At 38.0% G+C, this 18,567-nt stretch carries 16 protein-coding genes and 1 pseudogene; 4 read left to right on the top strand and 13 right to left on the bottom strand.

The window, feature by feature from the left end; translation table 11 throughout:
- Positions 1-15 precede the first annotated feature (15 nt).
- The 5 genes from IE222_RS12320 to IE222_RS12300 all read right to left on the bottom strand — a co-directional run bounded on the left by IE222_RS12320 (position 16) and on the right by IE222_RS12300 (position 6,007).
- Positions 16-1,305 carry an MFS transporter gene (locus IE222_RS12320; protein ID WP_191273188.1) on the bottom strand — a complete coding sequence of 430 codons (1,290 nt, stop codon included), beginning with the start codon at positions 1,303-1,305 and terminating at the stop codon, positions 16-18.
- Between the two features lie 135 nt (positions 1,306-1,440).
- A complete protein-coding gene (gene sucD / locus IE222_RS12315; protein ID WP_191273186.1) occupies positions 1,441-2,331 on the bottom strand; it encodes a succinate--CoA ligase subunit alpha in 891 nt (296 codons plus the stop codon).
- Positions 2,328-3,455, bottom strand: coding sequence for a succinate--CoA ligase subunit beta (locus IE222_RS12310; protein WP_223282676.1), 1,128 nt, complete (start codon positions 3,453-3,455; stop codon positions 2,328-2,330). Before IE222_RS12310 ends, sucD begins: the two co-directional genes overlap by 4 nt.
- An 11-nt stretch (positions 3,456-3,466) precedes the next feature.
- The gene (gene sauS / locus IE222_RS12305) at positions 3,467-4,891 is read right to left on the bottom strand and encodes an acylating sulfoacetaldehyde dehydrogenase (RefSeq protein WP_191273182.1); all 1,425 of its coding nucleotides are present in this window, start codon (positions 4,889-4,891) and stop codon (positions 3,467-3,469) included.
- A 216-nt stretch (positions 4,892-5,107) separates the two neighbouring features.
- Positions 5,108-6,007, bottom strand: coding sequence for a selenium metabolism-associated LysR family transcriptional regulator (locus tag IE222_RS12300; RefSeq protein ID WP_191273180.1), 900 nt, complete (start codon positions 6,005-6,007; stop codon positions 5,108-5,110).
- A gap of 279 nt (positions 6,008-6,286) precedes the next feature.
- Between IE222_RS12300 and IE222_RS12295 the strand changes: the two genes are divergently transcribed.
- The gene (locus IE222_RS12295; protein ID WP_191273178.1) at positions 6,287-7,420 is read left to right on the top strand and encodes a histidine kinase N-terminal domain-containing protein; all 1,134 of its coding nucleotides are present in this window, start codon (positions 6,287-6,289) and stop codon (positions 7,418-7,420) included.
- A 120-nt stretch (positions 7,421-7,540) separates the two neighbouring features.
- Here IE222_RS12295 and IE222_RS12290 read toward each other — a convergent pair whose 3' ends face one another.
- The 4 genes from IE222_RS12290 to IE222_RS12275 all read right to left on the bottom strand — a co-directional run bounded on the left by IE222_RS12290 (position 7,541) and on the right by IE222_RS12275 (position 11,697).
- Positions 7,541-7,876 (bottom strand): DUF1904 family protein, encoded by a 336-nt coding sequence (locus tag IE222_RS12290; protein ID WP_191273175.1) that lies wholly within the window; start codon positions 7,874-7,876, stop codon positions 7,541-7,543.
- 67 nt (positions 7,877-7,943) lie between these two features.
- Positions 7,944-9,101 (bottom strand): DUF4317 domain-containing protein, encoded by a 1,158-nt coding sequence (locus IE222_RS12285; RefSeq protein ID WP_191273174.1) that lies wholly within the window; start codon positions 9,099-9,101, stop codon positions 7,944-7,946.
- Between the two features lie 138 nt (positions 9,102-9,239).
- The gene (gene thrC / locus IE222_RS12280; RefSeq protein ID WP_191273172.1) at positions 9,240-10,643 is read right to left on the bottom strand and encodes a threonine synthase; all 1,404 of its coding nucleotides are present in this window, start codon (positions 10,641-10,643) and stop codon (positions 9,240-9,242) included.
- 175 nt (positions 10,644-10,818) lie between these two features.
- Positions 10,819-11,697 carry a LysR family transcriptional regulator gene (locus IE222_RS12275; RefSeq protein ID WP_191273170.1) on the bottom strand — a complete coding sequence of 293 codons (879 nt, stop codon included), beginning with the start codon at positions 11,695-11,697 and terminating at the stop codon, positions 10,819-10,821.
- 155 nt (positions 11,698-11,852) lie between these two features.
- Between IE222_RS12275 and IE222_RS12270 the strand changes: the two genes are divergently transcribed.
- Positions 11,853-12,011, top strand: a complete 159-nt coding sequence (locus tag IE222_RS12270) for a HEPN domain-containing protein (RefSeq protein WP_191273168.1) — start codon at positions 11,853-11,855, stop codon at positions 12,009-12,011.
- Positions 12,012-12,082: 71 nt separating this feature from the next.
- Here the strand turns inward: IE222_RS12270 and IE222_RS12265 are convergent, their stop codons facing one another.
- The 4 genes from IE222_RS12265 to IE222_RS12250 all read right to left on the bottom strand — a co-directional run bounded on the left by IE222_RS12265 (position 12,083) and on the right by IE222_RS12250 (position 16,406).
- Positions 12,083-13,528 carry a DHA2 family efflux MFS transporter permease subunit gene (locus tag IE222_RS12265; protein ID WP_191273166.1) on the bottom strand — a complete coding sequence of 482 codons (1,446 nt, stop codon included), beginning with the start codon at positions 13,526-13,528 and terminating at the stop codon, positions 12,083-12,085.
- A gap of 214 nt (positions 13,529-13,742) precedes the next feature.
- Complete coding sequence (locus IE222_RS12260) at positions 13,743-14,246, bottom strand: DinB family protein (protein WP_191273164.1); 504 nt, start codon at positions 14,244-14,246, stop codon at positions 13,743-13,745.
- Between the two features lie 91 nt (positions 14,247-14,337).
- Positions 14,338-15,765, bottom strand: coding sequence for a degradosome RNA helicase CshA (gene cshA / locus IE222_RS12255; protein WP_191273162.1), 1,428 nt, complete (start codon positions 15,763-15,765; stop codon positions 14,338-14,340).
- Between the two features lie 371 nt (positions 15,766-16,136).
- Positions 16,137-16,406, bottom strand: coding sequence for an HU family DNA-binding protein (locus IE222_RS12250; RefSeq protein ID WP_191273339.1), 270 nt, complete (start codon positions 16,404-16,406; stop codon positions 16,137-16,139).
- 924 nt (positions 16,407-17,330) lie between these two features.
- On the opposite strand from IE222_RS12250, the gene IE222_RS12245 reads away from it, so the two are divergent.
- Both IE222_RS12245 and IE222_RS26375 read left to right on the top strand, forming a co-directional pair.
- Complete coding sequence (locus tag IE222_RS12245) at positions 17,331-17,624, top strand: hypothetical protein (RefSeq protein WP_191273160.1); 294 nt, start codon at positions 17,331-17,333, stop codon at positions 17,622-17,624.
- Between the two features lie 422 nt (positions 17,625-18,046).
- Positions 18,047-18,567 (top strand): annotated as a pseudogene (locus tag IE222_RS26375) (transposase); the annotation flags it as partial.

Here is an 18,567-nt window from a genome sequence, read left to right as displayed (position 1 = left end):
TTTTTTATCTAAATCTTAGATTTGACTCGAGATATCTGTCCCAGGCTGGTCAGGTTCAACTTCTAATTTTTTTGATGGATCAATGGTAAATGTTACAAAAACACCGATTAACAATAACAAGACCGACATGATAAATGGAACCTGCCAGTTACCGGAAAATGAAATTAAAAATCCGAAGGCAACTGGTGATATCATGCCGGCTACCCCAAATCCGGTATTCATCATACCGCTAGCGGTTCCTGAATAATTCGGTGCAATATCCATTGGAATGGCCCATAAATTGGCATTACAAAGCTCAAGGAAAAAGAATGCTAAACTCATGGAAATGGCAATCCAGGTTAGGTTATGCACAAATAATGTCGGTAATAAAAAGATTAAGGAACCTGTTAAACCTACAACAAGAATAGAACGGCGAGCAAGCTTCAAGTTATTTGTCTTCACATAAATTTTATCTGATAAAACTCCGCCAAGTGTATCGCCGATGACCCCAGACAAAAGAATTCCTGCAGCAAATAATGCCGATTTCTTAATATCCAAATTATAAGCAGTAAATAAAAACGAAGGAAGCCAGGTTAAATATACCCATAATGTCCATCCATAGCAAAAATCGACAAAGGTAACAGGGAGAATTCTTTTAAATAGCTTTTTCCAAGGAACAACTTTTTTGCTTTGTTGACTCTTCTCTTCAAAAACAGGTAATTTCTCTAATTCCTCCTGAGTAATTTTGGGATGATCTTTAGGGTTTTCTTTAAAATACCAATGCCATGCAATAATCCAAAGTACACTAATCGCTCCCATGATGAAAAATGACTCTCTCCAGCCGAAAGCAACGATCAGTAAAGCAATAACTGGTGGTGCAACTGCATTTCCTAGCCTTGAAGCAGAATGGACAATCCCCTGTGCAAATCCGAATTTTTCCTTTGGAAGCCATTGTGCCATCGCTTTTGTAGCCGTAGGAAACGCAGCCCCTTCTCCAAAACCAAGACCGATTCTTACTAAAATGGCACTTACTAATCCCGTGACCATGCCTGTTAACGCGGTGGTGGCAGCCCAAATTATTCCTACAAATGTAAGAGTCTTTTTAGCGCCTGCTTTATCGCCGATCCAGCCGCCAAATATTTGAAGAAGCGCATATGGATAAGCAAAGGCAGATAAAATAAAACCCATTTCCGTTGTGGATAAACCCAAATCTTCCTTTATAAATGGAGCTGCTGTGGCAATATTAACCCGATCAATGTAGGTGATGAAGTACATAGCACATAGAAGAAATAACACTTTATTTCCAACCGTGATTTTTTTCTTCATACCCTTCCCCCTATAATTTGGATTTGCCTTCCTTAATAGCAAATAATTAAAACGCTTACATTTGTATGATGAAAAGGAAGGTAATATTCCGATTATTTAGAGTTGGAATATTACCTTTTAAGCGCTTACAATTCATTAAATCTTCGATGCTAAGATACTTTCTAATAACGTACCAACCTGTCTAGGTCGTTCTGCCACAAGTGCCCCTGCATTTTTTAAGGCGATCATTTTATCTTTAACAGTCCCTTTTCCAGCAGTGATAATGGCACCGGCATGCCCCATCTTTTTCCCTTTTGGTGCCGTTCTGCCCCCTAAAAAGGCTACAAGAGGTTTCGTAAATATTTTATTTTCGATTGCTTCGGCAACCTCTTCTTCCATCGTCCCTCCTAATTCGCCAATCAAAACGACTGCGTCTGTATTCGGATCCTCTTCAAATAATGGAAGTACCTCGGCAAACCTAGTTAGCGGCACGGGATCCCCGCCAATTCCGATTAGTGAAGAAGCTCCAAAACCGGCTCTTACCACTTCTGCAGTGATTTCATTTGTCAGTGAGCCGCTTCGGGTCATGATACCAATCCGACCGGGCTTGTAAACACGTTCCAGCCAATACGGAAAAAATCCCATCATGGCCTGCCCCATAGAAATGATCCCCGACGTATTCCCGCCAATTACCATAGCACCAGCGCTGATGGCTGCCTTTCTCATTTGAATGGCATCATGGAGAGGAATGCCGTCACACAAAATCACTACTTTCTTGATCCCTGCCTCTAGCGCCTCAAATAATGCTTCCTTTGCAAAACGGGGTGGTACAAACAGAAGAGATGCCTCTACAGGAATATTTCTTACAGCTCTTTTTACTGTATGAAAAACAGGTACACCTGCAACGTTTTGACCTTCTCTGCCTGGCGTTACACCTGCTACAACATTTGTCCCGTAATCGATCATATGTTTTGTCCAGAAGCTGCCTTCCTTCCCGGTAATGCCCTGCACTAATACACGGGTGGACTGATCTAAAATAATACTCATTGTTTAACACCTCCTGATAGTGCAATGGCCTTAATGACCGCTTGTTCAGTATCAATTAATGGATCAATGTTCACACTTCGCAGGAGCTCATGCGCTTTTTCTTCCCCTGTGCCGCGAACGGCTGCCACAATTGGAAATGGAGGGTTTAGTTCTTTCATAGCTTCAACGATTCCTTCCGCCATGACATCCGCTCTGGCAATTGTCCCAAACGTAACAATAAGTAATACCTTAATATCATTTTTCATCATGATTTCCATCGCTTTTTTGGCTTTATGATAATTGGGACCGCCAAACTCCAGATAGTTCGCTACATTTCCTCCATAATCATTAACGAGATCAAATACGGTATTCGTTAAGCCAGCACCCGCACACATCAGTCCAATATCCCCGTCAAACTGGATATAAGGTATCCCTTCTTCAGCAGCTTCAAATTCTGCATCGTTTTCATAATAAGCTCTAGTCACTTGAAACTGTGGATGTCTAAATAAAGCATTATCATCGATACTAATTTTTCCGTCGCCCGCCATTAATTTCCCATCTTTTGTGACAATCAATGGATTGATTTCAACCAATTCTGCTTCATGGTTTCTAAAAACATGGTATAAATCCATTAATAATTTAGTTCCGGTGCCAATTAATCTATCATCAAGCCCCATCTCATAAAGGAGCCCGCGTACCTGATAGGTCTGGATGCCCTGTGAAAGATCAATAGTAATTTTATGAATTTTTTCAGGGATGTTTTTGGCGATTTCTTCAATATCGATCCCGCCTTCTGAACAGGCCATCATCATCGCGGTGCCTGACACCGGATCCGCAGTAATGGAAACGTACAGCTCTTTATCGATTTGGAGAGCCTCTTCAATCAAAAGTCCTGACATGTTTTGAGCTTTAGAAAAAATAGCTTCTGCTTGGAGGTGTGCTTCATCAATAGTTGAAACTAGCTTTATAAGCCCTGCTTTCCCCCTTCCTCCTTGCAGTACCTGAGCTTTTAGAACACAAGGGAATCCGATTTCATCAGTTGCTTTTGCCATTTCCTCAGGATTTTCGATCAATACACGATTTGGGACTGGAATTTGAATTTGTTCAAAAAGTTCTTTTGCCTGATATTCAAATAATTTCATCATCACACCTCGCTTTATTTGCCGTATTTATTCCAATAATTTCCCCACAATTCTTCTTCTGTCGGAACAACCTCCGGAATGACCCGAGATACTCTAGTGATATTAAGAAAATGTTTATAGGATAAGTTTTCTCCGATGTTATTGCCGCCCCATGTGCCGCCTCCCATGGAAAGCGTAAAGTTTAGCCCATTATTAAAATTACCGCCATTACCAAACACTTGAACTTGGTTAATGAGCAGCCTGCACACATCCATTTCATATCCAATTTGCTCAATATTTTTTTCATCGGTAGAATGGAGTCCGCACGAATGGCCTCTTCCTTGGTAATTTAGAATATCCTTTGATATTTTAATAGCTTCTTGGAAGTCATCAGCTTTATAAACGGTTAAGACAACAGCTAATTTTTCCCCGGAGAAAGGATAGTCCTTTCCAATTCCACTTTCTTCTACCATGAAAAAGTTGGCTGCTTGAGCATCCGGATGAATTAAACCTGCCTCCTGCGCTATTACTATTGGATCTTTTGCCAGGGTACGTGAATTTCTTTTCCCATCAACCCACATGGCTTCTTGCAGCTGTCGTTTTTCCTCCGCATTACAAAGGTATCCGCCTTGTTTTTTCAATGCCTCTATCATTTCTTCATAGATGGCTGCTTCAATGACAACGGAGTTATCGTTTGAGCAGCTTGTAGCATTATCGAAGGTTTTACTTAAGAAAATTTTACGTGCGGTCTCTTCAATACTGGCAGTCCTATCTACAATGGAAACGACATTGCCTGCCCCAACACAGGCATTGGGCTTGCCGCTTGTCTGGCCGTTATGAACATTGTTGGCAGACCCAGTTACTGTGATAAAATCAGCCTGACTCATTAATTCTTTTGTAATCGCTTTATTGACAGGGGCGGGTAGTATTTGGAATAGATCTTTTGGTGCACCGATTTTTTCGAATTCTTCGTGTATATAATTGAGAAGTAATTGACTTGTGGAATGTCCTTTTGGTGAAGGCGCGATGATAATGGCATTTCGCCCTTTTAAAGCCATCATGGCGATATTCGCAGGTGTGGCTCCTGGGTTTGTAGATGGTACGACAGCTGCTACGACTCCGACTGGTTTGGCAATTTCCGTGATTCCTTTTGCTACGTCTATATTTATTACACCGACAGATTTTACTCCTTTAAGGTCGCGTAATGTTCCCATTGTTTTGCGGCGCTTTTTAAGGACTTTATCTTCGTAACGTCCTACGCCTGTATCCTTTAAGGCAAGTTCGGCCAGACTTTCTGCATGGCCCGGCTTATAGATCGCCCAAGCAACAGCTTGCACGACTTCGTCGACCTGTTCCTGGCTGTAGCTATAGAAGATTTTCATAGCCTCTCTTGCTTTTTTGACCATTTCTGTAACTGTTTCTTGAACATTTACCTCGACCAGGTTTTTTACTTCTTCCATGGATTCCCCTCCATTAAGTTCATGGTTTACTAACTCAGCTTTAAAGGTTGAGCTTGTAGTCTTTATATTACCGGATGGAGTCCAAGTAATTCAATATATTTTGAATATTTAATATATTCAGATATAATATTAGATTTATCTGAAATATTTATGAATCTTATCGGGACAGCCAATAAGTTTAAAAAAGACCACCTCTATTATAAGAGGAAGTCGTGATTAAAGTTCCTTGTGGATAAAGGTTAAAAAGGATTCACTTGCCGGTGTTAATTTTTTTTCATCATAAACGGAATAAAAGTATCTCTTTAAATTTAGACCTTGAATCGATAACTGACGGAGTGTTTTTAATGACAATTCATGCTGGACAGAGGCTTTTGACATGATTGAAATACCAATTCCCGCTTCTACTGCTGATTTTATAGACTGGGTATTATCAAGTTCAAGAATAATATTCATTTTGCTTGGATCAATATTATTTTTAATTAGCTGCTCTTCAAATAATTGTCTCGTACCAGAACGTGCTTCGCGAAAGATAAACGGTAATTTGTAAAGATCATCAAGATACAGGCTGCTACTAGGATCTAGCGAATCCCTCAGAACAAAGTCATTCGCCGCTATAATGATTAACTCATCCTCAAAAAAAATACGTTGGCGATATTCCGGGTAATGGATCATAGATTGTACAAATCCGATATGAATTTTCTCGTTTACTAGTTTTTCAATTATTTGTTCTGAATTGTTGATTTCTAATACAATTTGAACATGAGGAAATTCTTTTTTATAATTTCCTATAACCTGTGGAAGGATATGCTCTCCCATCGTTAGACTGGCACCTATATGTAATACACCATGAGTGGAATTAGATAAAAGAGTAATATCTTTTTGGGTTTGATGAATAATATAAAATATTTTTTCGGCCGATTGAAATAAAATCTCACCGGTTTGAGTTAAATCTACCTTCCTAGTCGTTCTTTTAAATAGTTTCGTATGAAGAGATTCTTCAAGCTGGCGGATTTGAAGACTGATATTGGGTTGAGACATATGTAGAGTTTTTGCTGCTTTTGAAAAGCTTTTTTCTCGTGCTACAGTATGGAAAACTTTCAGATGTTCAAAATTCATCCTTTGAATTCCTTTCTATTGTCGTATTATGATTAAATGAAGTTCATATGGTAATTTTAACAATAGTATTTTTATTATTCAATATTTTCGGATTATTAGACAAATACTTGTCTTTTACAAAAAAGACAAGCTAAACAGCTTTCGACAACAATTGCTGTATGAAGATTCAAATTTTTATGATATATTTTCTTTAAGAAAGCTGGTTTAGAATGAGTCAACCAGAGGAGCAAACTCTTACTCATAAATCTTATTTTTCACCAAACAGAAAGCAGGCTTGTTATGGAGATAAATTTACGAATGGACAGCGGATATAAGAAATTAGTTCATATACTTAAAACTAATGAACAAGTATTTTTAGATTTATGGGAAGAACAAATCATTGTTAATAAAAATCAAGATAATATTGAATTGATTAGAAGAAACGGCCGTTTAATGTATGAGGTAATAACTAATTCAATTATAAATAAAATGTCAAAGAATGATCTTAAAATATTGGCTTTCAAAGTGGCTAAGGAACGAGTGGAAGCCGATATCAACATTGGGGAATTTGTTTATAATGTGAATCTTGGCAGGAGTATTATTGTAAGATGTGTAAATCATTCTGGAATTGCGTTGAAAGAGTTACAATCAATCGTCGACTTAATAAACAACCAGTTTGATTTATTCTGTTATTATGCTGTTTCAAAATACACTGAATTAAAAGATATGAAACTACAAGAAAAAAACGTATTTATTTCACAAACCCATAAGGACCGATTGTCTATTCTTGGACAAATGTCATCCAGCTTTGTTCATGAATTCCGAAACCCTCTTACTTCTGTGATTGGATTTATCAAGCTATTAAAAAACGATCATCCACGATTACCCTATTTAGATGTTATTAGTAAAGAGCTTGACCAGCTAAAATTTAGAATAACTCAATTCCTTCACACCTCAAAAATGAATACCGTAAATGAAAGTAAAAACGAAGAGATTAAGATTAAATTTTTAATAGAAGAAGTAATTGATTTCTTATATCCAAGTATTGTTAATGGTAATATACAAGTGACTTCCAATATAGATGCCAATACCAAGGTAACCGGTGATAGAAATGAATTAAAGCAAGTTTTTCTAAACCTATTAATGAATGCTGTTGATGCGGTAAGTGAGGCAGAAAACCAGAGAAAAATTAGCATCTATACAGATGTTGAGGATAATCAAATCAAGATCAGTATTTCTAACAACGGTCCTACTATAAATCCAGATGCTGTCAAATTTATTTTTGAACCGTTTTATACCACAAAGAAATTAGGTACAGGAATCGGGTTATTCGTCGTTAAAAATATTGTAGAAAGGCATAATGGTAAAATTACATGCACATCTAATGATGATTTAACAACGTTTCAAATCATTTTACCAATTTATAATAACTAAGAAGGAACGGTCTGTTACATACACATCTTGACCTTGATTGACTAACTGTACATCAGCCGTTTAGAAAAAAAGACAGTTTCCGGCTCTTCGGAACTGTCTTTTGCCTTTTCAAAAACCAAATTATTCAGTTGCAAAACTCTTTCCATTAAAATAATACTCAGACTCCTTGAAAGTACTAAAGGCTATTTCCACCTCTGGGACCTCAAGTGAATGAACATACTTCGTGATAATGTTGGCAAATTGATCTCGTACAGCCTGTCCGCGTTCAAACCATTTTACTTCAATAAATGGATACCCCGGGACCTCTTTCCCATCAAAAACAAACGTAGAATTAACCACTTCAAGTGTAAAATTGTCTGTTCCACATTCGCATAGCTCGGCCAATTCTTGTACTAATGGTCTGCTAATGGTTTTAACCTGTTCAACTGAAATTCCTCTAATAAATAAATGCGGCACTTCCATGCACTCCTTTGCGTAGAATCAAACTGTAATAGTCTTTACCGACATTTTGCTATCCTAGTCCTTAGAGGGACTTCGATTCCAGACGAAATCCTTCGACGACGACCTCTTCATCAACCTCGAGCAGCAGGCACCGTTTTCCCTCGTATGTAATATATTTTAGATTTTTCAGGTCTTTCGGGTCGATGGTTACATTCGCCACTTTAGTGCTAATTTTTATATTTTTAGGGATTAAACTAGTTGCTTTGAACTCATGTTTTTCATCAGAGACAACCTTTTTAAAGGCATGCTCCACTTTTGCGGGTTCAACATTTTCAACTCCGCTAACAGTTAAAATTCGTTCGATGTCGCGATGATCCAAGGTTGGGATTTCACTTTCTTCTTTTTCCTGGCTTTCCTGTACCACTCGATCGATTTCCTCATAAACATTTGAAATGACCGCGGAGTCCACTTCGTCACCAATTACCTCTTTTAAAATAAAGTCAAAGCAGTCCTTATCATCCTGTGCCGTAAAAATATCTTCACAATCAAGAACCTTTTCAATAAAGGTGAAATCTGGTTGATTCACTTTCCCAGCACAATAAAGAATATGGTTTACATCTGCGGCGTTGTCGTTAAAAGCCGGGAACAGAAAGCCTGACATAGGAGAGTCTAAATTAATAATCGGATCAACGAGATGAGAGGGTTTAAATTCCTTTTCGATATAATCAAACAGCAAGGCTTTTTTCGGCAGGTCCGTTTTATTAAGGCTGCAAAGTGTAAACTGATTGGAATAAACTTCATCATCGCCGCCTTCTTCGGATTCCTGATTCCGTTTCCTAGTCGGTTTTCGATATTCTCCACGGATAAATGTCACCACCGTATCAAATTCATAAACGGCATGAGCAAACATTTTCCCAACTATGTCCAGCATGTTATCCTGCCAATCTGCCGAGTCCGCCTGTAACCCTTCAAATAGAATCATTTGTGTACTATAATCCACATCACGCATAAATTTCAGTTCAAAAAGCTTGGCATCAAGATGGCCTGTCAAAACCTTTTTAAAGTTTGCCAAAAATAATTCCTGTGTTTCTTGATCTAACATTTGAAAAGGGCGGCTGACTTGATGGTAAATTTCGCCGGATTCTTTTTTCACATAAACATTGAAGATTTCTCGGATATTCATTCGATGATTGTCTAATTTAAATTCCTTGCGGATATTAGCAATGTCTTTTTTATTCATTTGCTTCAACTCCCATTCCTGATTATACAGGTTAATCAGGAGAATCTCTATTTTTGACCCCTGCCTACTGAAGTTAAATGGTCAAAAATAGGGTCAGTCCTCCCACTGCCGAGGACTGACCCTAAATTTCTAGAAGTATTATTTAGCTGAAAAACTAAAAAGCTTTTCTACATGATAAACGATTTCCTCGTTTTCCGCTTCCACAACCTCAAGATGCTGTTGTTTATTGAACAATTGGCTGATTTGTTCAGGGAATGTCTGCTGGATCTCACAACGCTCAATCGATTCATTAAATTTTGCCGGGTGAGCTGTTGCAAGAGTAACACAAACCTCATCAGGCTCATTGCAAGATTCGTAAGCAGCAACCCCGCATGCGGTATGAGGATCTAATAAATAACCTGTTTGAGCATGGTACTTACGGATGGTTTGGAGGCATTCTCCCCCTTCGACTCCATATGCCGCAAAGTCTAGCTGCACTTGACGGAGCTGCTCCTCACTCACGACAATTTTGCCTTCTGTCTTGAATTTCTCCATTAAGGTTGTCACTTCGCTTGGATTTTCATCAAGCAAGTAATAGAGATAGCGCTCAAAATTGCTGGCTACCTGGATATCCATCGAAGGGCTGTAGGTACTTTGGAACACACCTGGCATGTATACCCCAGTTTGAATAAATTGTTCTAAAATATTGTTCTCGTTCGTCGCAACGATCAGCTTTCCAACCGGAAGTCCCATTTTCTTTGCAAGATACCCAGCAAAGACGTCTCCAAAGTTTCCTGTCGGTACACTAAAGTTAATGCTCCGTAAATCCCTTTCTTTTTTCACATGGAAATACGCATAGAAATAATATACCGTTTGCGCCAATATACGGACAAAGTTAATGGAATTAATAGCACGTAAATGGTATTTGTTTTTTAAATCTAAATCTGCAAACAATTCCTTAATAATTCTTTGACCATCATCAAACGTTCCTTGGATGGCTAAATTTAATACACTAGGATCATCAACAGTTGTCATTTGCAGTTCTTGTACTTTACTTACTTTTCCATGTGGATGTAAGATACAAATTCGAATGCCTTCTTTTCCTCTTACACCCTCAATGGCAGATGCACCGGTATCGCCTGACGTGGCGCCAAGAATATGGATAGGTTCCCCTGTCTTTTTAGATACATAGGAATATAAGTTACCTAAGAATTGCAGGGCAATATCTTTAAACGCAAAGGTTGGACCATGGAAAAGCTCCAGTACATACATGTTATCTTTTACCTTTTGAACAGGCGTGACTTCAGGAGATCGGAAGGTTGCATAGCTTTTCTCAATTAATGTTTTTAGCTCTGCTTCTGGAATTTCCCCATTAACATAGTAGGAAAAAATTTCGAATGCTAATTCCTGATAAGAAAGCTTTGACATAGATTCCAATTTCTCTGCAGAAATCTGTGGGATTTTCTCTGGTACTAAAAGTCCCCCGTCATTTGCCAGTCCCATTAAGACTGTATCAATAAATCCGATTTTACTAACATTTCCGCGTGTACTAACAAAGTTCATAGCTGCCTCCAAAATCTATTAAAAGTTTTACTCCGTCGTTGTATAAATATTACTATCATATTTTGTGGAGCAATAATATATAAATTTTAAACATTATTGAGCGAATAGTCTATAAATTTTCCTAATTCTTAAAAATTTTGCTTCATGGAGAAGGAAGGTACTAACCGCAACTTCTTCAATCTGTCGCCATTGTCTCAATAAAATTTACAAAAGCCTTTACGACATTCCATTCCAAGGATTCCATATGGTAATACATCCAGGTTCTGCGTAATATTGGGTTTCCATCTTGGTCCATTAAATCAATTTTATATAAATCCTCTGTATCTATGAGCATTCGGCTCGGTATTATGCCATAGCCCAACCCATTTAAAACCATTTTCTTACAAGTATCTACCTGGTCCACTTCAATACTAATAAAAGGAGGTTGTATATAGTTCTCGGCCCACCAATTATCAATTAATGTTTTTAATAAGAAATCTCCGCTATAGTCAATTCTAGGGAGATTAGGTAATTCCACAAGATCAATCACTTCTTTGGATGTTACAGACACCGTTTCTTCTAATAATAAATATTTCTTAAGTCCTCGTGGGCTATAATCACCACGAACAAAGCCAATATGAACATCCTTGTTGTGTATTAGTTTTGTTACATCCTTACTCCAGCCCGTAATGACTTTAAAATCCACATGGGGGTACTGGCCTTTAAATAATTTCAAAATATGCGGCAGTTCATAATTCGCAAAAAAGTTAGAGACACCCAATTTCAGTGTTCCAGCAATTTCATTCCCTGCCTGATTACTCATATTCCTGACATGTTCTTTTATTTTGTTATAATGAGCTAGGATATCATCAGCGCATCGAACAAGATATTCCCCCTCTGGGGTAAAATGGACTCCCCTGCTTTCACGGGTTACTATTTTGACCCCTAATTCTTCCTGCATTTGCTTTAATCGGTTGGTTAATGCGGGTTGGGTTATAAACAAAAGGCGCGCTGCTTTCGTTAGATTCTTCTGACTATACAGGACCTTTAGTATTTCCCAATCACGATAATCCACTATCCTCACCCTAATTCTTCCATATAAATTTTTTTTATATCACATTATAATCTTTTAGAATTTTATTTATTTCCATTATTACATTATCATTACTTCATAGCAATTAATAACGTATTGACGGAATAAACCTTAAATAACCTGGAGGGATTTTTTTAATGTGGATTATTACTCGTTATGTAGATTCGAATATTTCTCAATTTGAATTTGATACGGAAGAAGAAGCAAGAGAAGCTCTCAATACCATGGAAGGATGTAAAATCCTTTCTGAAGTTATCTATTTCAATGATCCTTGTTTTCAGCAGGAAATAGCTTAAGAAGTCTCAAAAAAGGGTCAGTCCCCCGGTACTTTAAACCATTAGTAACCTGGGGACTGACCCTAATTTTTTTATTCTTGAAGTTTCATCTGAACATTCCTTTGTTTTTTTCTATCCGCCGCTTCATCGTCGGCCTGTCGGCTATACTTTATGAAAAATGATAGAATCAGCCCGAGTAAAGAAAGTATGGAAACCACTATAAAAGCGATATTAGCGCCATGAATATCCGGATAGGCAATGTCAGGGTTTTGTTTTGCTGCTTCAGATGTTGTCGTCATAACTGTTACAAGAATAGCGGTTCCTACTGAGGCCGCAATCATTTTCATGGTATTATCCATCGCAGCCCCATGGGGAATTAATCTCTTCGGCAGCTGGTTTAAAGCAGCTGTTGCCACCGGCATCATGACCATTGAAAGACCGAACATCCGAATCCCATACAGAATTGTAATATAGGTTAATGTGGTCGACGGACTTAAATGAGTAAACGCAAATGATGCTGCAGTCATTACTGTTAAACCAATCATTACAAGCCATCTCGCCCCAATTTTATCAAATATTCTTCCGACAATCGGGGACATGAACCCGCTGATTAGAGCACCAGGCAGTAAAGCAAGCCCCGCTTCAAAGGCAGAAAACCCTGCCATCCGCTGCATAAACAGCGGGATAATGGTTTCAGCCCCTATTAAGCCCATAAACCCAATCATTCCAATTCCAACAGCAAATGGAAAAATGGTAAACGTAAAAACACGGAATTCCAGCATGGGATGACTTAGTCGTATCTGGCGGAATATAAATAGCAGCAATGATATACTTCCAATTGTAAGTGATCCACTAGTTGCAGTATGTGACCATCCGTAATTCCCTGCAGATGTAAACCCATATAGAAGCCCGCCGAAACCTAATGAGGATAGGAGGATTGAAAGTACATCCACTTTTGGTTTAGAAATCTCGGTGACATTTTTCAAGGTAAGGTATGCAACAAAAATATCAATTATAGCAATAGGCAAAATGATTAAAAATAACACCCTCCATGAATAATGTGATGTTACCCATCCGGACAAGGCTGGCCCAATGGCGGGTGCAAAGGAAATAACAAGCCCTACAAGCCCCATTGCGGCACCGCGCTTATTAACTGGAAAAATCAATAAAAATACCGTTGTCATTAACGGCAGCATTACCCCCGCTCCAATCGACTGAATCACTCTGCCTAATAGGAGGATTTCAAAATTAGGAGCAATTCCGCCGACAACTGTTCCTACGGCGAAAATACTCATTGCTGAAAGAAATAATTGCCGCGTCGTAAATCGTTCTAATAAAAAAGCACTGATTGGAATCATAATCCCATTTACAAGCATAAAGACTGTCGTCAGCCATTGTGCACTATTTGCAGTAATGTTCATTTCATCCATGATCGGGGGTATTGCTGTTATCATCAGTGTTTGATTTAAAATGGCAATAAATGTTCCTGCGAGCAAAAGTCCCACAATCATCGATTGCTTATTGCCTGAACTCTCCATTTATCCAACTCCCCTGCTTCAATGTAAAATACACTGTTACAGATTACCTTGTTTTCCTTTCTAATTCCATTAAATTGCTTAATAAAGTTTGGAGTGCTCTATTGGCATTGATAACCGCGCTGTTGAAGTTTACTATCAAAGCTTTCAAATAAATAAGAGGGAATGTTTCAATAAAAAAGGTACTATAATTTAATAGTACCTTAGCGATTTTTCTCTATATGGTTGGAGCATCCATTCCTATCTGCGCCCATCCTTCTCTAGCTGGCCCATAAATATCGGGAACCCTTACTCCGGCCTGACGCATGAGAATCGTCATTTGACCGCGATGATGAATCATGTGCTTAATTAGTAATAAGAGGGTTGTCCCCTTCGTCATTGTCCTTCCAAACACATTCACCTCTTCAGTAAGAGAAGCGCCGGTCCATTGTTCCTTTACAGCGTGAGCAGTGTCGGTGGTGACTCTCCGAAATACTCCTGCAATTTCTTTCGCCGATTGTGGAACGGTTTCAGCGTTTTCGACTTGCGGAACATGAATGCCAAACTCGTTTAACATTCCGGGTGTGCTTGTCACAATATGCCAGGCTATTCTCCCTAATGTCCGGTCGTCTGTTGAAACTTGCTGCTGCAAGGAACTATTCTGCAAGGCATCCAATACGTTTTGAGTTAAAGCAGCTTCTTGAGTCCAATCGTCGATAAATTCTGCTATTGAAGAATACATGCAATAAATCCCTCCGCTATTTGAAAAAAATATTACTTCCTCGTCCTGCTTTAGATAGCAGGCTCGAATTCAAGTATTTGCGTTTATCCTATTATAAAGATTTAGGGCGTTTGCTATTTTCACCTTTTCTTCCAAATTGCTTATTCCCTTTATAGTTAACCCGTCGTTTTTCTTTTACCTTTATTTTAGGCTTATTGGCATATCTCGGTGTTTCGGAAGTTAGCTGAACAGGAACATCCCTCTGTTCCTTCGACAATAATTTCAAGGCAATTGAAACCAACGCGATCGCATCGTATTGCTCAAGCAATTCGCCTGCTGATTGTTTAAATTCTTTGTACTCTTCCTCTTCAACCAAATGAACCATCTTTTCTAAAGCGACTCTCTGGATTGATTCTTTTGCCTCTGCAACAGTTGGTATTGGTTTTCGCTGAATCTTTCCTTTCGAGGCTTTCTCGATACTGCGAATTTGTCCAATTTCCCTTGGTGTAGCAAACGTAATGGCTAAGCCCGTCTTACCTGCTCGCCCCGTTCTGCCAATTCGATGAACATAGCTTTCTGGGTCTTGAGGAATGTCAAAATTGTAGACATGGGTAACCCCTGAAACATCTATTCCCCTCGCAGCCACATCGGTGGCAACCAAAATATCGATGTTTCCGTCACGGAATTTATTCATGACAACATCTCTCTGTCGTTGATTTAAATCACCGTGCAATCCTTCAGCAAGATACCCTCTTTTATTCAACGCATCACTTAATTCATCTACGCGTCTTTTAGTTCTCCCAAAAATAACGGCTAAATCTGGGTTATACACATCTAATAGACGACAAAGCACTTCAAATTTATCTCGTTCATTAACCTCATAATAAACTTGCTTTACAGTTGGAGAGGTAACTTCCTTCGCTTTCATCTTTACTAACTCAGGATCTCTCATAAACTTTTCAGCAAGATTTTGAATTGGTTTAGGCATGGTTGCTGAGAACAACAAGGTTTGTTTATCTTCAGGGGTCTCTTTGAGGATTCGTTCGATATCCTCCAGAAAGCCCATATCTAACATTTCATCCGCTTCATCCAAAACCACAACGGAGATGCGGTCTAACTTTAGCGTTTTACGTTTAATGTGGTCCAAAAGTCTTCCCGGTGTTCCCGTAATGATGTGAGGGCCTTTTTTTAATGCCTTGATTTGGCGATCAATAGACTGCCCTCCATAAATAGGAAGAGAAGTTATGCCGGTGTATTTAGCCAGCCGATTGATCTCTTCGGAAACCTGAATAGCCAATTCTCTTGTTGGGGCAATTGCAATCGCCTGAACATATTTTTTACTCGTATCCACTTTTTCCAAGATGGGTATGGCGAAAGCGGCTGTCTTTCCTGTACCTGTCTGTGCTTGACCAATAATATCCTTCCCGGTTAATGCTACGGGAATGGCTTTCTCTTGAATAGGGGATGCTTCTTCAAATCCCATATCCGTAATTGCTCTTTGAATAGGCTCACTAATGCCTATTTCCTGAAATGTTGTCATACCTAAAAACCCCTTCATCTGTTTACTATTTTTTATTTTAGACTAAATTTCTTGATTGAATGCATCTCTGTATTCGCTCTTTTAATAATGAATCTTTTTGAACGTTTGAAGCTTGGAGTACACGTTTATGCCGCATCCTATTTTAAACATAAGTAAATGAAGTATACTGAACCGTTTGATCAACAAAAAAACAAGACCACCGTGCAGATCCGGTGTTCATATCTCTTTCGTCCCTTACACGCATCCTTAAAAAAATCCCCATGATAAAATCATGGAGATGACTTTATAGATATGAAGTGTACTGTTTAACGCAGAAATACTTATTTCATAACGTTCGCACATCTTAATTTAGAAAAGGATATGCCTTTAACTTACATTAGTTGTATCAATGACTTGCTCACCCGGAAAACAGGGACTTTACCCGCTTTGGTGAGGAATTCTTCCCCCGTTTTAGGGTGGATTCGAGTACGAGCTTCCCGTTGGCAAACCTCAAATTTGCCAAACCCTATAAGTGAAAAAGATTTTCCGCTAACTAGTGATTGTGTGATGACATCGATTACAGTCTCTACAGCTAATTCTGCCTCTTTTTTAGTTATCCCCGATTTTACTGAAACTGCATTTATTAGTTTTGATTTGTCCAAAAGTAATACCTCCAATTTATTTATTCCTTCAAAAACTTTTTCCTTATCGTAGGATTTCATCCTTAAAATAAGAACAAATACCAAAGTATTAAAAAAAGTGAGACGGCGATCCAGTAATCACATAAAACGTTTCATATAGCAAAGAAGGAACATGGTTGTTTATACTAACTATTTGCCATTTGTCTTCTTAAAAAGATGGAAAGGAAATGAAAAGTACTAATGCTGCAATATCCCGTCCATAAATCAAAATTCGAAAATTCTCGATAATAAAAAATTGATATACCTAAAACAACGAAAGCCCTGCCTCTCTTTCATCCTTACGGCTCCGTGACCGTGCCAGTGTGAATCAGGGATGTAAAACCAAATTATTACTTTTACTAACTCATTCGGGAAAATATCGTTTTTGTGAAGAAGAAATAAGAAAAATACCTAATATTGTGATGAAATAAAGAAGTTCTTGATATCTTTTGAGTTGAAGAGGATCCCATTTTTCAAATAAATCCATATTGAGGTAAAACTTTTACACATTCCTAAATTTCTTGTGGATTACTAATTACTCCATATTAGTAATCTTATTAAGGATACCACAGTCATATCCGATAATCAAATTTTATATTTTATCATTGATTATATTTTAATGTCAATGACTTTAATAGTACTTTTTATTTATTTTTTTAACTTTGCTGCACTTGGACTTACTAGCGCTTTTTTCCACTAAATAAACAGTTACTTTCCCTTAATCCATTGAATAAAAAAACTCGCCTTACTATTAATCTCTCCCACCGAGAATAATCTACACTAATTCAATAAATCTAATTAGATATGCTTCCCTCCTAATCTTTAACCACTTCTTTTTATTTATCATTTTTCAGTACTTTAATTAGCTTTTTTCCATATGCTGAATATATAAGGAGAGGAAAAATTATGGAAAATGGTCAGTTTGATGTCGAAACGCTTGAACGAATTAGAAATAAACTTACTTATATTAACTCCATTGCTAAAAGTAATTACAGTGACCACCCTGAATTAATGGATACAATTGAAAGTTTAGCCCAGGTAGCAAACATGTTTACAAACATTAGAATTCAAGAGTTAAACAATCATGTAAAAACCACGAGCCCTCAAGGATTTATAGTATTTAAACTAGGCAACGCGTACTCCAGAATGAAAAATTTTGAAGAACAAAAAAATAGTGACTTTCCTCCTTGGAAGCTATAATACTTTTTTGACAATATTAATGAAACGGAATGTTACAGTTTACTTTTACTGTTTTCATGACCCCTGCTTCAATTAGGAGAGGGGTTTTTATTTTTAAGTAAAAAAAAACAGACTCTTATTTAAGAGTCTCTGGCTGTCGAGAAACTTTCGATGGCCTTTTATTTTTGTATAATTCCTTTAAGATTTCACCGCATTGATTAGATCTAATATTATTAATATATAGGCTTTTCAATAGGTCTGTTGATTTCCGCTCCAGGCGGCTTCGCTTTCCGCGGGCGTGCCGGGGAGCCTCCTTGGCGCTAAGCGCCTGCGGGGTCTCCCCAGCCCCGTACTCCCGCAGGAGTCTACGCCGCCTTCCGCTCCAATCAACAGTCTGTTATTTAATAAAGAGCTTCCATTCAACTAATATAAAATTAATATAAATGGTGAAAAATCAATGTTTAAGGCCAAAAAAGTTTAGCCAAAATGAATACGAATTTGTATCTATTGATGAATTAGTTCCAGATGATCACCTCCTTCGCTTGATGTACAAATATATAGATTTTTCATTTCTTCAAAAAAAGTTCGTCCTTATTAAAGTGAAGATAACGGACGCCCTACTGATCCCCTTATTCTTATTAAAATGATGTTTATTGGCTACATTTATGGCATTCGTTCAGAACTTCAATTAGAAAGGGAAGTAAAAACAAACGTCGCCTATTCCTGGTTTTTAGGGTTAAAATTCAAGGATTCAGTTCCACATCACTTCACGATTAGCTGGAATCGTCAACATCGTTTTAAGGATACCAATATTTTTCAGGAGATTTTTGATGAGATAGTGCTTTTAGCAATGAATCATAAGAGGGTTGGCGGACGTGTTTTATTTACGGATTCAAGCCGGTTACGGGGATTGAATAATGCAAGTGAACAAGCTCTCCTTACCGCGGCTTGCCAAAATATAAAA

Origin of the sequence: Neobacillus kokaensis (assembly GCF_014656545.1) — a bacterium.
Taxonomy (GTDB): Bacteria; Bacillota; Bacilli; order Bacillales; family Cytobacillaceae; genus Neobacillus; species Neobacillus kokaensis.
This window is presented reverse-complemented; position numbering and strand designations above follow the sequence as displayed.

Excerpts from the sequence above, each read along its gene's own strand:
- IE222_RS12320 (WP_191273188.1), bottom strand. The coding sequence starts at position 1,305 with ATGAAGAAAAAAATCACGGTTGGAAATAAAGTGTTATTTCTTCTATGT.
- sucD (WP_191273186.1), bottom strand. The coding sequence starts at position 2,331 with ATGAGTATTATTTTAGATCAGTCCACCCGTGTATTAGTGCAGGGCATT.
- IE222_RS12310 (WP_223282676.1), bottom strand. The coding sequence starts at position 3,455 with ATGATGAAATTATTTGAATATCAGGCAAAAGAACTTTTTGAACAAATT.
- sauS (WP_191273182.1), bottom strand. The coding sequence starts at position 4,891 with ATGGAAGAAGTAAAAAACCTGGTCGAGGTAAATGTTCAAGAAACAGTT.
- IE222_RS12300 (WP_191273180.1), bottom strand. The coding sequence starts at position 6,007 with ATGAATTTTGAACATCTGAAAGTTTTCCATACTGTAGCACGAGAAAAA.
- IE222_RS12295 (WP_191273178.1), top strand. The coding sequence starts at position 6,287 with ATGGAGATAAATTTACGAATGGACAGCGGATATAAGAAATTAGTTCAT.
- IE222_RS12285 (WP_191273174.1), bottom strand. The coding sequence starts at position 9,101 with ATGAATAAAAAAGACATTGCTAATATCCGCAAGGAATTTAAATTAGAC.
- thrC (WP_191273172.1), bottom strand. The coding sequence starts at position 10,643 with ATGAACTTTGTTAGTACACGCGGAAATGTTAGTAAAATCGGATTTATT.
- IE222_RS12270 (WP_191273168.1), top strand. The coding sequence starts at position 11,853 with ATGTGGATTATTACTCGTTATGTAGATTCGAATATTTCTCAATTTGAA.
- IE222_RS12265 (WP_191273166.1), bottom strand. The coding sequence starts at position 13,528 with ATGGAGAGTTCAGGCAATAAGCAATCGATGATTGTGGGACTTTTGCTC.
- IE222_RS12260 (WP_191273164.1), bottom strand. The coding sequence starts at position 14,246 with ATGTATTCTTCAATAGCAGAATTTATCGACGATTGGACTCAAGAAGCT.
- cshA (WP_191273162.1), bottom strand. The coding sequence starts at position 15,765 with ATGACAACATTTCAGGAAATAGGCATTAGTGAGCCTATTCAAAGAGCA.
- IE222_RS12245 (WP_191273160.1), top strand. The coding sequence starts at position 17,331 with ATGGAAAATGGTCAGTTTGATGTCGAAACGCTTGAACGAATTAGAAAT.